We start from the raw sequence: 12,596 nt of genomic DNA, 5'->3' as shown, positions 1-12,596 counted from the left end.
GCTTGGCGCTTACATATCGTCGGTGATCACCATGGTTCTGGCGGCCCGGGTTTCGTCCAGACGCCCCACCGGCAGGGTGACGGGCGCGGCCCGCACCGCTTCCGGATCGGTTTCGGCCTGGGACAAAATGTCGCGCAGGTCGGCGACAAAGGCGTCGAGCGTGGCTTTCGATTCGGTTTCCGTGGGCTCGATCATCAAGCATTCCTTGACGATGAGCGGGAAGTAGATGGTGGGCGCGTGGTAGCCCCGGTCCAGCAGCGCCTTGGCGATGTCCAGCGCGCGCACGCCGTTGTGCGACTGCTTTTCGGCCGAGGCCACGAACTCGTGCATGCACACGCGGTCATAGGGCATTTCCAGCACGTCGTCCAAGCGCTTGCGCAGGTAGTTGGCGGCCAGCACCGCGTTTTCGCTCACCCGAATGAGGCCTTCGCGTCCCAGGCGCACCATGTAGGCGTAGGCTTTGAGCACCACGCCGAAGTTGCCGTAGAACGGAGCCACGTAGCCGATGGATTTGGGATAGTCGTAGCACAGATGGTAGCGGCACGAGTTGTCCTTGACCACGCGCGAAATGGGCAGATACGGCGTCAGCCGCTCGCTCACGCCCACCGGGCCCGCTCCGGGGCCTCCGCCGCCGTGGGGCGTGGCGAAGGTCTTGTGCAGGTTGACGTGCACCACGTCAAACCCCGCGTCGCCCACCCGCATCTTGCCCATGACGGCGTTCAAGTTCGCGCCGTCGTAGTAGAGCAGGGCGTCCACCTTGCGCAGCATCTCCACGATGCGCGGCAGGTTGCGTTCGAAAAGCCCCAGCGTGTTGGGGCAGGTCATCATCACGGCGGCCACCTGGTCATCGAGGACCTCGGCCAGGGCGTCGGGGTCGACGATGCCGTCCTTGGAGGGCACGGACACCACCTCGTACCCGGCGATGGCCGCCGAGGCCGGGTTGGTGCCGTGGGCCGAATCCGGGCAGAGCACCCTGGTTTTCCGGTTGCCCTTGTCGGCGTGGTAGGCCGCGATGGTGAGCACGCCGGTCAATTCGCCGTGGGCTCCGGCCATGGGGTGCAAGGTGAACTCGGCCATGCCCGTGATCTCGCACAGCCAGCGTTCGGTCTCGTACATGACCGCCAGCGCCCCCTGGGTAAGCTCGTCGCCGCGCGGCAACTGGGGCAGCAGGGGATGGAGCCGGGAAAATCCCGGCAGGGCGGCCACGTCTTCGCAGAACTTGGGGTTGTACTTCATGGTGCACGACCCCAGGGGGTAGAAGTTGGAGTCCACCCCGTAGTTCTTTTGGCTGAGCGCCGTGAAGTGGCGCACCACGTCGAGTTCGGAGAGCTCGGGCAGGCCGGCCGGGGTTTCGCGCAGAAGCTCGCCGGGCAGAAGGGCCTCCAGCTCGCGCCGGGGCGGCGTGGGCCACACGCCTTCGCGTCCGGATACGGATTGGGCGAACACGGTGCTCATAACACGTCCTCCAATTGGGCGGCCAGAATGTCGATTTGGGCCTTGGAGTGCTTTTCCGTGCAGCAGACCAGCAGGGCGTTGTCCATGCCCGGATAGTAGCGCCCCAGGGGGAAGCCGGCCACCACGCCCCGGTCGATGAGCCGCAGGCACACTTCGCGGGCGTCGTCCGGCAGGGTGATCACGAACTCGTTGCCGAAGGGGGTCTTGTTCATCACCTCGACGCCGGAGATGGCCGCCAGTTTTGCGGCGGCGGCGCGGGCGTTCTCCATGGAGAGCCGGGCCGTGCGGCGCAGCCCCTCCTCACCCAGAAGGCAGAGGTGGACGAGCGCGCGCAACGCGCACAGGGCCTGGTTGGAACAGATGTTGGACGTGGCTTTTTGACGGCGGATATGCTGTTCGCGGGCCTGGAGGGTGAGCACGTAGCCTTCGCGGTCCGCGTGGTCCACGGTGCGACCCACGATGCGTCCGGGCATCTGGCGCACCAGGGCCTTGGAGCAGGTCATGATCCCCAGGTACGGGCCGCCGAACGAAAGCGGCAAGCCCAGGCTCTGCCCCTCGGCCACGGCGATGTCCGCGCCCATGTCCGCCGGGGTCTTGAGCACGCTTTGCAACACCGGGTAGACGCTCATGATGCAGACCGCGCCCTTGGCCTTGGTCTGGGCGAAGAACGCGCCGGCGTCGAGCACCGCGCCGAAGAAATTGGGGTTTTGCACCACCACGCACGCGGTCTGGTCGTCCACGGCCTGGGCCATGGCGTTGAAGTCGGTGCGTTCCCCGTCGCGCGGGACCGTGACCAGGGTGAGGTTCAGATTCTTGGTGTAGGTGCCGAGCAGGATGCGATAGATGGGACTGAGCGTCTCGGGAATCACCACCTTGTGCCGTTTGGTATGGCGGACGGCCATCATGACGGCCTCGTAAATGGCCGTCCCGCCGTCGTAGACCGAGGCGTTGGAGCAGGCCAGGCCCGTGAGCCGGGTCATGGCGGTCTGGTATTCGAAGATGGCCTGCAAGGTGCCCTGGGAAGCCTCCGGCTGGTAGGGCGTATAGGCGGTGTAGAACTCCCCGCGCGAGATCAGGGCGTCCACGGCCGAGGGCACGTAGTGATCGTAGTAGCCGGCCCCGAGAAAACTTACGAAATCGGTGCGGTTCTTGCCCGCAAGCTCTTCCAGGCGCATGCGGGTATGCATTTCGGAAAGCCCCTGGGGCAGATGGAAACTCTTGGGGCGAAGCTCGGGCGGTATCTCGGCGAACAGGTCCCCCACCGAGGAGACGCCGATGACGTCGAGCATGGCCCGGACTTCTTCCGGGGTATGGGGAACGTAGGGCATGAAGCCTCCTTGGCCCGGCGCGGCGCGCGCCGCCGTTGTCTTACGCTTGGGAAAAACGTGAGCGAAGTGTCGGAAAAGACGCCGCTAGTGTCCGGCGGCGGCGATTTCCGCGTAGGCTGTGGCGTCCAGCAGGCCTTCGGGCTGGGCGGTCAGGCGCACCTTGATCATCCATCCGGCGGCGTAGGGCTCCTTGTTGACCAGTTCGGGAGCGCTCTCCAGTTCGGCGTTGACCTCCACCACCTCGCCGGTGACCGGGCTGTACAGCTCGCTGGCGGCCTTGACCGATTCGATGGAGCCCATCTCCTGTCCCTGGGTCAGCGCGGTCCCCTGGGCGGGCAGGTCCACATAGGTGATGTCGCCCAGTTGCTCCTGGGCGAAGTGGGTGATGCCGATGGTGGCCGTATCGCCTTCTATCTTGGTCCATTCGTGGGACGGGGTGTACAGCAGTTCGTTCGGAATCATGCGTATTGGCTCCTTTTCAGGCGAAATTGCACAGTTAGGAAAACCGAGCCACTTTACCTTGTCGCATTCCGCCCGGCAAGGGCTTCCTTGCCGGCGGGCTTGCTTCCAGCCGGGCCAGGGTGTAGGCGTGCGCCTCCTGGAGGCGCGCCATGACCATGCAACCGACCGAACCCACCCTGCCCGACTACACCAAAGGTCCTCGCCAGACGCTTCGCGTGGAGGGACTCGGCCGCACCTGGACCCTGAGTCGCACGGCGGACATGGAAACCCTCTGGGAATCGCTCACCCGGGAAGAATTCGGCGAAGACGAACGCATGCCCTACTGGGCCGAGCTGTGGCCGGCGAGCCTTCTGCTCATGCGTTGGCTGGACCAAAACCGGGCGCTTGTGGCCGGCAAGACCTGCCTGGACCTGGGGTGCGGTCTGGGCCTCACCGGCATTGTGGGCAGTTTCCTGGGCGCGCGCGTGGTGGGCATGGACCACCAGTGGCCGGCCGTCTTCTACTCCCGGGAAAACGCCCGGCTCAACAACGTCCCCCAGCCCCTGTGGACCCAGATGGATTGGCGCGCCCCGGCCTTCAAGCCCGCCGCGTTCGACTTCATGTGGGGCGGCGACATCGTGTACGAGACTCGGTTCTACCATCCCCTGGTGACGCTTTTTCGCGACGCCTTGGCTCCGGGCGGACGCATCTGGCTGGCCGAACCCAAACGCAGCGTCTCCACGCCCGTGTGGGAGCGTTTGCGGGCCGACGGCTTCCAGGTGGACTTGATCACCTGCGAGCTCGTGCCGGTGGAAGGGTATCACGTCACGGTAAATCTCTGGCAACTGGCCCACGGAGCGGGTATTGCCCGACCAAACGGCTGATGATAGCCTCCTGCGGCGGCGGGCGAGGCTTTCGTCCGGCGAAACCCGGTTTGCGACAAAGGAACTTCCATGGGCAAGACCATCCGGTTCGGGGTGTCGCTCAACTCCGAACTTTTGGAAAAATTCGACAGGCTCTGTGAGGAAAAAAGCTACTCCAATCGCTCGGAAGCCATCCGAGACCTCATCCGGGGTGTTCTCGTGCAAAAGGAGTGGGAGGACACGGACCGCGAAATCGCGGGCGTGCTCACCCTGGTCTACGACCACCACGTCTCGGACCTGGCGCAACGCCTGATCGAAATCCAGCACGACGACCACGATGTCATCCTCACCACGGTGCATGTCCACCTCGACCATCACAACTGCCTGGAAGTGCTCATCCTCAAGGGACCCGGAGACCGCCTGCGCGCGCTCTCGCAACGTCTCATTTCCACCAAGGGCGTCAAACACGGCAAGCTGACGCTCACAACGACGGGACAGGACCTGGTGTAGACGCCCATGCAAGACGTGCAATCCTCCCCCGCCGAGGTGTCCATCGCCATCGACCGGGTGGGCGTGCGGGGGCTTTGTCTGCCCCTGGTGGTCAAGGACCGCACCACCGGCCAGCAACACACCGTGGCCCGCGTGGACTTGGCCGTGGACCTGCCCGCCCGCTTCAAGGGCACCCACATGAGCCGTTTTGTGGAAGCCCTGGAAAGCTGGAACGGACAGCTGGACTACCACGGATTTCGTGACCTGGTGGCCGGCGTGCGCGACCGGCTCGAAGCCAAGAACGCTCACATTCTCGTGCGTTTTCCCTATTTCGTGCGCCGCGTCTCGCCCAAAAGCGGGGCGTTTTCCGTCATGGATTACGCCTGCCAGGTGGAGGGAGAACTCCTGGGCGAACGCTTTCGCATGACCCTGGGCGCGGATGTGCCGATCATGACCGTGTGCCCCTGCTCCCTGGCCATCAGCGACCAGGGCGCGCACAGCCAACGGGCCGTGGTCAAGGTGCGCTGCCGCTTCAAAGGCTTCATGTGGCTGGAGGAACTGGTGGCCATGGCCGAATCGGCAGGATCGAGCCCGGTCTACGCCCTGCTCAAACGTGAAGACGAAAAACACGTCACCGAAGAGGCCTTCGCCAACCCGCGCTTCGTCGAAGACGTGGTGCGCATGGCCGCCCAGGCCCTGGAAACGTGCCCCAAAGTCACCTGGTACAGCGTGGAAGCCGAAAGCCAGGAGTCCATCCATAATCACCAGGCCTTCGCCCGTCTTGAGCGCCAATTGGCGTGAGGGCGGGGGTGGAGAGGAAAGAAGGAAGAACCGGGGGGGAGGAAACCCCTTTTGTTCACAAAAGGGGTTTCCTCCCCCCGGGGCCCCTCTCCTTCCCCCAAAAACTTTATTTTGGGGTGACACGGCATGCGGGGAGGCTTTCGGACGTGCCCTTGACGAGCCTGTACCCCCGCCTGTCGCACCACACCCTCTCGAAGAGTGGCGTTTCCGCCATCCCGTCGCACTTTCGCACCTTTTCCCGAACCCAAATTGAAGTTTTTTGAAGGATAGGGGTTTGGGGGAAGGGAACTTTTGTTCACAAAAGTTCCCTTCCCCCAATCTTTTCCCTCACTCTCTCTCTTCTCTTACTTCTTCTCTTCCTCCAGCCCGGGCACGGGGAAGCCCGCGCACATCCGTTCCACTTCGGCGCGTACGGTCTTGCGCAGGCCGGCGTCGTCCGGGTGGGCGAGGACGTTGTGCATCCAGGCGGCCAGGCGTTCCATTTCGGGTTCGGCCATGCCCCGGGTGACGGCGGCCGGGGTACCCAGGCGGATGCCGCTGGGGCGCAGGGGCGGGTTGGGGTCGTCGGGGATGATTTGTTTGTTGGTGGTCACGCCGATCTCGTCCAGGAGTTCTTCGGCCCTTTTGCCGTCCAGGCCGTAGGTGGACTGGGTGTCGAGCACGAGCATGTGGTTGTCCGTGCCGCCGGTGACGAGCGCGGCTCCCCGATCGAGAAAGGCCCGGGCCAAGGTTTGGGAGCAGGTCAGCACCCGGCGGGCGTAGTCGTGGAAGGCGGGTTCCAGGGCCTTGCCCAGGGTGAGGGCCATGGCCGCGATCACGTTCATGTGCGGTCCGCCCTGGAGCCCGGGAAACACCGATTTGTCGATCCGGGAGGCCAGTTCCCCGCGGCACAGGATCATGCCGCCGCGCGGTCCGCGAAGCGATTTGTGCGAGGTGGTGGTCATCACGTCGAAGCCTTCGGCCAGGGGGTTGCGCAGCACCTTGCCGGCCACCAGCCCGGCGTAGTGGGAGGCGTCGCACATGGTGAAGGCGCCCACCTCGTCGGCCACGGACTTGAAGGCGGCGTAGTCCAGGTCCCGGGGGTAGGAGGTGTAGCCGCACAGCACGAGTTTGGGCTTGTGTTCGCGGGCCAGGGCGCGCACGCGGTCGAAGTCGATGCTTCCGTCGCTGGGATCGGTCTTGTAGCGCAGGAAACGAAAGAGACGGCCCATGTGGGAGACGGGCGCGCCGTGGGTCAGGTGACCGCCGTGGGAGAGGTCCATGGCCAGGATGGTGTCGCCGGGCTCCAGAAGGCCCAGGTACACGGCCTGGTTCATGGGGGAGCCGGAAAGCGGCTGCACGTTGGCGTGTTCGGCCCCGAACAGGCGGCGGGCGCGTTCGCGGGCCAGGGATTCCACCTGGTCGGTGTAGGTCTGTCCGCCGTAGTAGCGCCGGCCCGGGTAGCCTTCGCTGTATTTGTTGGTGAACACGCTGCCCAGGAGGGCCAGCACCTCGGGATAGGTGTAGTTCTCGCTGGGGATGAGTTCCACCCCCAGGCGCTGGCGGTTTTCCTCACCCACCAGGGCGGCAAAGAGTTCGGGATCGCAGGCAAGAAGCTGTTCGCGTGGGGATCGCATGGGCGTTCTCCTTCTTGGGGAAGGTTGGCATCGGCGTCGATGCAGCCCAGGCGAGCGGCGTGGTGATGTTTCGCGCTTCCCCGTGGTGGCCCACGTTTCTCGCCAGTCACGCGAAACAGCGATATTTGCGCGGAGCAGTAGCCCGGACCCGTGAGGACGTCAACAGCAACATGCGAACGGAAGGGAAGCGCCGCGCGCGAACGCCCAGACGGCGACGCGAGGTCGTCTGGACGCCCCGTCGTTGACCGGGGGCCGGGGAAAGGCTAGGCCCTGACGCCGAACGCTTGGTCAATTCCGGGACCCGGCGACGAGGTGATCCTGCCCGCAAGGGACGGGCGTCACGGCCGGGATGTCAGGCGGCAAGCCACAAGGAGCGAACGTGGGAAAAGGCGCATTTCGCGAAACGGCGGACATCGTGTTGGCTTCGGGCTCGCCCCGGCGCAAGGAGCTTCTGGGATCGACGGGCGCGGCGTTTCGGATCGTGGTGTCGCGCGTGGAGGAGCCCGAGCCGGAAGCGTGGGAGACGCCTGGCGGCTACGCCCTGCGCATGGCCCGGCTCAAGACCGCGGACGTGGCCGGGGAGTGCGCCGGGGCCTGGGTGCTCGGTGCGGACACGGTGGTGGCGGTGGGCCAAGCCATACTGGGCAAACCCGTGGACGAGGCCGACGCCCGGCGCATGCTGGGCCTGCTTGCCGGGCGCGAGCACACGGTGGTGACGGGCTGCTGCCTGATCGGCCCGGACGGCCGGACCGCCTGGGAAGAAGCCGTGGCCTCGCGCGTGCGCTTCGCGCCTTTGCCCGAAGCGGCCATCGCGGCCTACGCCGCCACGGGCGAATCCCTGGACAAGGCCGGCGGCTACGCCATTCAAGGTCTTGGAGCCTTCATGATCGCCGGCGTGGAGGGATCGTATACGAATGTTGTCGGCCTGCCCCTGGTGGAGGTTGTGGAAGCCCTGAGAGGGCATGGGGTCATCGTTGCGAGGAGCGCTTGAAAATCTCCGGCGTGCGGGCTCTGCCTGGGGGAGTTTCCATTGGGTTTCGTTCTGCTCATTCCAGGATGAATCCGAACTCTATCCAGCAGGGCATATCGAGCATTATTGCTTGACCGCGCGGCGAATCGCCCGCAATTTTCCCGCCAGGGAACAGGACATGCTGATGGGCGAGGCATGTCCTGGCGAAATTCCGGCAAGAGGCATACTCGTCAGCGAGGCCTTGCGCACGCCGTCCCATCCCAGCGGAGTCCAGCTGTAACGCTATATATGCAAAGGAGTTCTCGTGGTGGACATTCCACGGATATTCAACATCATGGAAAGCGCTCATCGCATCCATAATCCGTTCACACCGGAAAAGCTTGCCATTCTCGGCAGGGCGTTGCGTTTGGAACCGGGGGCCCGCGTGCTCGACCTGGGCAGCGGTTCGGGCGAGATGCTGTGCACCTGGGCGCGCGATTACGGAATCAGCGGCGTTGGCATCGACATGAGCCAGTTGTTCTCCAAACAAGCGAAACTCCGCGCTGACGAACTCGGCGTCGCGGACCGGGTCGCGTTCCGCCACGCGGACGCCGCCGGCTACGTCGCCGATGAAACGTTCGATGTGGCGGCCTGTGTCGGCGCAACGTGGATCGGTGGGGGAGTCGCCGGCACCATCGAGCTTCTGGCCAAGAGTCTCCGTTCGGGAGGGATCATTCTCATCGGCGAGCCGTACTGGCTGCAATTGCCGCAAACAGAAGAGGTCGCCAGGGGGTGCCGCGCCGGTTCCATCTCAGATTTTTTCTTGCTCCCGGAGCTGCTCGCGTCTTTCGGCGACCTCGGCTACGATGTCGTGGAAATGGTTCTGGCTGACCAGGACAGCTGGGACAGGTACGAGGCCGCCAAGTGGCTCACGATGCGCCGATGGCTTGAAACGCATTCCGACGATGATTTCGCGCAAGAAGTTCGAAACGAACTGACCTCGGCAGCCGAACGCTACGCCACGTACACGCGCGAATACTTGGGGTGGGGTGTGTTCGCGCTCATGTCGCGGTGACGCGGGGCAACCGCCGCATCAGGCAGGACCGCGTTGCAGGTCCGCCGAACGTCCCGCAAGGAGGGCGCTATGAACATCCGGGTGCAATACGATTGCGCAAACATCGAATGGGCCCTCGTGGCCGACATCCTGAAACGCGTCGGCATGGCGCACCATGCGCCGGAGGTTCACGCCAGGGCGTTCGCGCGGAGCCACACCGTCGTGTTCGTCCATGACGACGACAGGCTGATCGGCTTCGGCCGGGCGATCTCGGACGGAGAGTACCAGGCGGCGGTGTACGATTGCGCCGTGCTCCCGGAATATCAAGGAAAAGCGATAGGTTCCATGCTCGTCAAAGCCCTTTTGCAGCGTGTCGAGGGATGCAACGTCATCTTGTATGCCGCGCCGGGCAAGGAAGGTTTTTATGAGAAGCTGGGATTCGGAAAAATGAAGACAGGCATGGCGCGTTTCGTTCATCAGGACGCGATGCGAGACAAGGGATTCCTTGTGTAACAGGCGAGAGCGTGCGCCCGGGGCGACTTGGGAGCGTTTCGCCCTCGTTCCACTTCCGGGGAGCGAACGCCATGCCGACCGAGCGCGCCCGTGACGCCGAAGCCGCGCCGCGCCGACGAATGGTTTGAGCGGGCTGCGCGAACCGACTGTTTTCAACGGCCAGAGAGCGGGAAACCTCCATGGTGAAGAATATCGCTTGTCTGCTTGGCGCGATTTTCGTTCTCATACTCGTCGAGGTGGCGTTGCGCTTTCTTGTGCCGCCGGAGAACCAAAAACAAACCTTTGTTCCCAGTCTCTTCACTGCGGCCGGAGACAAGAAAAACTTTGTCGTGGAATACGACGAAGCCCTGGGATACCGCATCAAGACGCATGGCGATGCGGATACGTTTGTCGATTCCCTGGGGCGTTCCTTTCAAAAGACAAAACCGGCCGGCGTCTTTCGAATCCTCTGCCTGGGCGGCTCCACGACATACGGCGTGGGCGCGGAAGCGGAATTTTCCTATCCGGTCATTCTGCAAGACCTCCTGACCTATGAATACGGAAAGCCCGGGAGCGCCATCGAGGTGATCAACGCGGGCGTTATGGGATATCACAGTTGGCATAGCGTCCTGCGGGCCGCCCTGGAGCTCGACGCCCTGCAGCCGGATGTGTACATCCTCATGGACGGCGTCAATGATTTCTACGCCAGCCAATCCGTCAAGAACATGAGTTCTCTGGAGGACGAAAAAAAAGCGCTGGTCGCACTGGTGAACAGCCGGGACAAGAAGCCGACGGTGCTGTCGCGAGTGGAATCGCTGTGCGAAAATCTCGCCTCGTACCGCCTGTTGAAGACACTGGTTCGACATCCCGTGTCGGACAAGGCCTCGGTGGCGGAACGCCTGGAGCGCTTCGGCTACAGGTCCAATATGGCCCGGTTCATCGAGGACAAAAAAAGCAAGGGCGTCGATGTGGTGTTGGTGGATTATCCTTGGATCTACAACTTCATCACCCCCCACAGAAAGGTCCTCAACTACACGTACCGCGTGGATCAGACGATGATGTCCGAGGCGTCTCGATATTTCCATACGACAAACACCGAGCTGGGCGCGCAATACCATGTGCCTGTCGTGGACATGCAGACTTTCTTCAACGCCCTCATGGACAAGGAACCGGACATCAACAGGATCTACACGGACAACGTACACCTTTCGAAATACTCCAACTTTCTTCTGGCCCAGTGCGTGGCCGGAGCGCTCCGGTCCGATCCGGCCTTTGCCAAAGCGTTCCCCGGCAAGGCGAGGACCCTGGACGCTTCCGGGCATCCACTCCTCAAGCTCTACAGTTGGGGCAAGCGGATCGGCCCGTTCGGCTGGCTGCCGTTGGATACGGCGATTGCGACCCGGATCGTCGAAACCAGGGGGATCGAAGCGGTGCGCGATTCCGGCCTGGAGGGGTGGTCGTATCAGTACCCCGTGAACGGGCCCGGGTCGGTCCGACTGTCGTTTCGCACGAAGGACGCGGTGCAGACGGGCGGCGTGGTTCGCTGCTTTTTTTACCCGCGCATCACGCGCGTCGACTCGGGGTCCGTGACCGTCGCGCAGATCTTTCGGGATGGGAGAAAACAAACGGTCTTTCAGTTGGACCCGTCCAACGAGTACGCCGTGCAGTGTGCGCAGACGTACTTTTTCGACGCGCAGCCGGACGAGGGCGAAGTGTGCGTGGAGGTGACCCTGTCCGGGGAAAGCCAACTGTGGTATAAAGGCGATCGCTATCTTTTCCAGGTTCCGCCGTTCGAGTGATTCCCGCGGGCGGGCCGAGGACGGATCGCCGGTTCGACCTCCGGCCCGGCGGAATTACGCCCGCCCCGTCTGGGCCTTCATCCAGTCCAGCGTGTAGCGCTGCACCCTGGAGGCGTCGGGCGAAGTCCAGAAACCGATGTGCGAGGCCTTGTCGATCCAGAGCAGCAGGGAGCCGGCGATGGCGTCGTGGGCGTATTGCGCGTCGCGCGGGGGGACGTCGTTGTCCGCGTCGCCGTGGACGAGCAGCGTCGGGCACGCGACCTTGTCCAGCGGCAGCTTGTCTATGGCCGCGCCCATGGCCAGGTCGTTGTTCGCTCCGGCCTTGCGTTCGGCGAAACGGTCGCTCATGGTCTTGAACATGGCGTCCACCAGGGCGAACTTGTTGGCGTCGCCCAGGATTTCGCGCACCCGCCGGCCGATTTCGTGCTTGTCCAGGGTGCTTTCCGTCTGGAGGAAGCTCTTCACCACCGCGGCGGGAAAATGCTTGAAAAAAAAGCCCATGAGCCACTGTCCGGGCTTGCTCAAGTACATCCACTCCTCGACGGCGCTGATGCTGTCGCCCTTGTCGTAGTTCCTGCTGATGCCGTCTATCACCACCAGCGCCCGGACCTTGTCCGGATGGCGCTGCGCCAACTGGTACGCTCCCGGTCCGCCGCCGGACGCGCCCAGGACCATGGCCCGGGGGATGTTCAGGGCGTCCAGGAGCGCCGCCAGCATGTCCCCCTGCTCCTGGGCGGACGCGCCCGCGCTCAGGGGCGTGCCCAGGTAGCCGGGGCGCGAGGGGGCGATGATTCGGAAGCCGTTTTTGCGGGGCATCTCCCCTAGAATCAATCCCTGGTCATAGCCGCCGGGGCCGCCGTGCACCACCAGGACGACCGGGCCTTGCCCCCTGTCGGCGTACTCCACCGGGCCCCGCGCCGTTTCAACGATCAGGGAAGGATGCGTCAGGCATTCCCGCAGCTCTTGCGGGGTCACGATTTGCTCGTTGGCGAGCGACTCTCGCAGGTCGCGCGATTGGAGAACGGTCATGTTCCACTCCCGGCGGGTTTGGGATCCAGGTCAGGGACGCAGCGCAACAGGAACTGGTCGAGCCCGTGATGGCGTCCTGACACTGCGGGATCATTCGGCGTCGCGACGGATTTTTTTTATGACGGTAAAGCGGTTACCCAGGGCATGTGGCTTTGTCAAACGCCTGGCGACGGAAGCGGTCCCGGACCGCCGGAGAGGGGGCGTATTGTTTCGCAACCCCCCTCTTGACAAGGAGATTCCGATGATAGAACGATCGTTGCGGTGTAGACGAAGGCTGGCC

Annotated in this window: 12 protein-coding genes and 1 riboswitch; of the genes, 7 read left to right on the top strand and 5 right to left on the bottom strand. The window is 63.9% G+C overall.

Going from position 1 to position 12,596, the window contains the following annotated elements:
• Positions 1–9: 9 nt before the first annotated feature.
• From gcvPB to gcvH, 3 genes are all read right to left on the bottom strand, one after another.
• A complete protein-coding gene (gene gcvPB / locus ACYQ01_RS05690; protein ID WP_459932858.1) occupies positions 10–1,455 on the bottom strand; it encodes an aminomethyl-transferring glycine dehydrogenase subunit GcvPB in 1,446 nt (481 codons plus the stop codon).
• Positions 1,452–2,783, bottom strand: coding sequence for an aminomethyl-transferring glycine dehydrogenase subunit GcvPA (gene gcvPA, locus ACYQ01_RS05685; RefSeq protein ID WP_459932857.1), 1,332 nt, complete (start codon positions 2,781–2,783; stop codon positions 1,452–1,454). Before gcvPA ends, gcvPB begins: the two co-directional genes overlap by 4 nt.
• Positions 2,784–2,867: 84 nt before the next feature.
• Positions 2,868–3,245 carry a glycine cleavage system protein GcvH gene (gcvH, locus tag ACYQ01_RS05680; protein WP_459932856.1) on the bottom strand — a complete coding sequence of 126 codons (378 nt, stop codon included), beginning with the start codon at positions 3,243–3,245 and terminating at the stop codon, positions 2,868–2,870.
• Positions 3,246–3,394: 149 nt separating this feature from the next.
• Between gcvH and ACYQ01_RS05675 the strand changes: the two genes are divergently transcribed.
• The 3 genes from ACYQ01_RS05675 to folE2 all read left to right on the top strand — a co-directional run bounded on the left by ACYQ01_RS05675 (position 3,395) and on the right by folE2 (position 5,377).
• On the top strand, positions 3,395–4,108 hold the full coding sequence (locus ACYQ01_RS05675) for a class I SAM-dependent methyltransferase (RefSeq protein ID WP_459932855.1): 714 nt from the start codon (positions 3,395–3,397) through the stop codon (positions 4,106–4,108).
• Between the two features lie 69 nt (positions 4,109–4,177).
• Positions 4,178–4,597, top strand: a complete 420-nt coding sequence (gene nikR, locus ACYQ01_RS05670; RefSeq protein ID WP_459932854.1) for a nickel-responsive transcriptional regulator NikR — start codon at positions 4,178–4,180, stop codon at positions 4,595–4,597.
• A gap of 6 nt (positions 4,598–4,603) precedes the next feature.
• Positions 4,604–5,377, top strand: coding sequence for a GTP cyclohydrolase FolE2 (gene folE2 / locus ACYQ01_RS05665; RefSeq protein WP_459932853.1), 774 nt, complete (start codon positions 4,604–4,606; stop codon positions 5,375–5,377).
• A 344-nt stretch (positions 5,378–5,721) separates the two neighbouring features.
• On the opposite strand, the gene ACYQ01_RS05660 is transcribed toward folE2, so the two are convergent.
• Positions 5,722–6,993, bottom strand: coding sequence for a serine hydroxymethyltransferase (locus ACYQ01_RS05660; protein ID WP_459932852.1), 1,272 nt, complete (start codon positions 6,991–6,993; stop codon positions 5,722–5,724).
• Positions 6,994–7,030: 37 nt separating this feature from the next.
• Positions 7,031–7,113, bottom strand: a riboswitch (ZMP/ZTP riboswitch).
• 259 nt (positions 7,114–7,372) lie between these two features.
• On the opposite strand from ACYQ01_RS05660, the gene ACYQ01_RS05655 reads away from it, so the two are divergent.
• The 4 genes from ACYQ01_RS05655 (at position 7,373) to ACYQ01_RS05640 (ending at position 11,287) form a co-directional block, all read left to right on the top strand.
• Complete coding sequence (locus ACYQ01_RS05655) at positions 7,373–7,984, top strand: Maf family protein (RefSeq protein WP_459932851.1); 612 nt, start codon at positions 7,373–7,375, stop codon at positions 7,982–7,984.
• Positions 7,985–8,270: 286 nt separating this feature from the next.
• The gene (locus ACYQ01_RS05650; RefSeq protein WP_459933893.1) at positions 8,271–9,017 is read left to right on the top strand and encodes an SAM-dependent methyltransferase; all 747 of its coding nucleotides are present in this window, start codon (positions 8,271–8,273) and stop codon (positions 9,015–9,017) included.
• Between the two features lie 69 nt (positions 9,018–9,086).
• Entirely contained in the window at positions 9,087–9,509 is a 423-nt protein-coding gene (locus tag ACYQ01_RS05645; RefSeq protein WP_459932850.1) for a GNAT family N-acetyltransferase, read from the top strand.
• 179 nt (positions 9,510–9,688) lie between these two features.
• Entirely contained in the window at positions 9,689–11,287 is a 1,599-nt protein-coding gene (locus ACYQ01_RS05640; RefSeq protein WP_459932849.1) for an SGNH/GDSL hydrolase family protein, read from the top strand.
• Positions 11,288–11,341: 54 nt separating this feature from the next.
• Here the strand turns inward: ACYQ01_RS05640 and ACYQ01_RS05635 are convergent, their stop codons facing one another.
• Positions 11,342–12,316 (bottom strand): alpha/beta fold hydrolase, encoded by a 975-nt coding sequence (locus tag ACYQ01_RS05635; protein ID WP_459932848.1) that lies wholly within the window; start codon positions 12,314–12,316, stop codon positions 11,342–11,344.
• Between the last annotated feature and the right edge of the window lie 280 nt (positions 12,317–12,596).

The sequence above is a fragment of the Fundidesulfovibrio butyratiphilus genome (genome assembly GCF_054657235.1).
The sequence above is the reverse complement of the archived record's forward strand: the minus strand, read 5'-3'. Positions and strand labels throughout refer to the sequence as shown.

Bases quoted from the DNA above. Each gene is read 5' to 3' on its own strand.
- gcvPB (WP_459932858.1), bottom strand. From the start codon at position 1,455: ATGAGCACCGTGTTCGCCCAATCCGTATCCGGACGCGAAGGCGTGTGG.
- gcvPA (WP_459932857.1), bottom strand. From the start codon at position 2,783: ATGCCCTACGTTCCCCATACCCCGGAAGAAGTCCGGGCCATGCTCGAC.
- gcvH (WP_459932856.1), bottom strand. From the start codon at position 3,245: ATGATTCCGAACGAACTGCTGTACACCCCGTCCCACGAATGGACCAAG.
- ACYQ01_RS05675 (WP_459932855.1), top strand. From the start codon at position 3,395: ATGACCATGCAACCGACCGAACCCACCCTGCCCGACTACACCAAAGGT.
- nikR (WP_459932854.1), top strand. From the start codon at position 4,178: ATGGGCAAGACCATCCGGTTCGGGGTGTCGCTCAACTCCGAACTTTTG.
- folE2 (WP_459932853.1), top strand. From the start codon at position 4,604: ATGCAAGACGTGCAATCCTCCCCCGCCGAGGTGTCCATCGCCATCGAC.
- ACYQ01_RS05660 (WP_459932852.1), bottom strand. From the start codon at position 6,993: ATGCGATCCCCACGCGAACAGCTTCTTGCCTGCGATCCCGAACTCTTT.
- ACYQ01_RS05645 (WP_459932850.1), top strand. From the start codon at position 9,087: ATGAACATCCGGGTGCAATACGATTGCGCAAACATCGAATGGGCCCTC.
- ACYQ01_RS05640 (WP_459932849.1), top strand. From the start codon at position 9,689: ATGGTGAAGAATATCGCTTGTCTGCTTGGCGCGATTTTCGTTCTCATA.
- ACYQ01_RS05635 (WP_459932848.1), bottom strand. From the start codon at position 12,316: ATGACCGTTCTCCAATCGCGCGACCTGCGAGAGTCGCTCGCCAACGAG.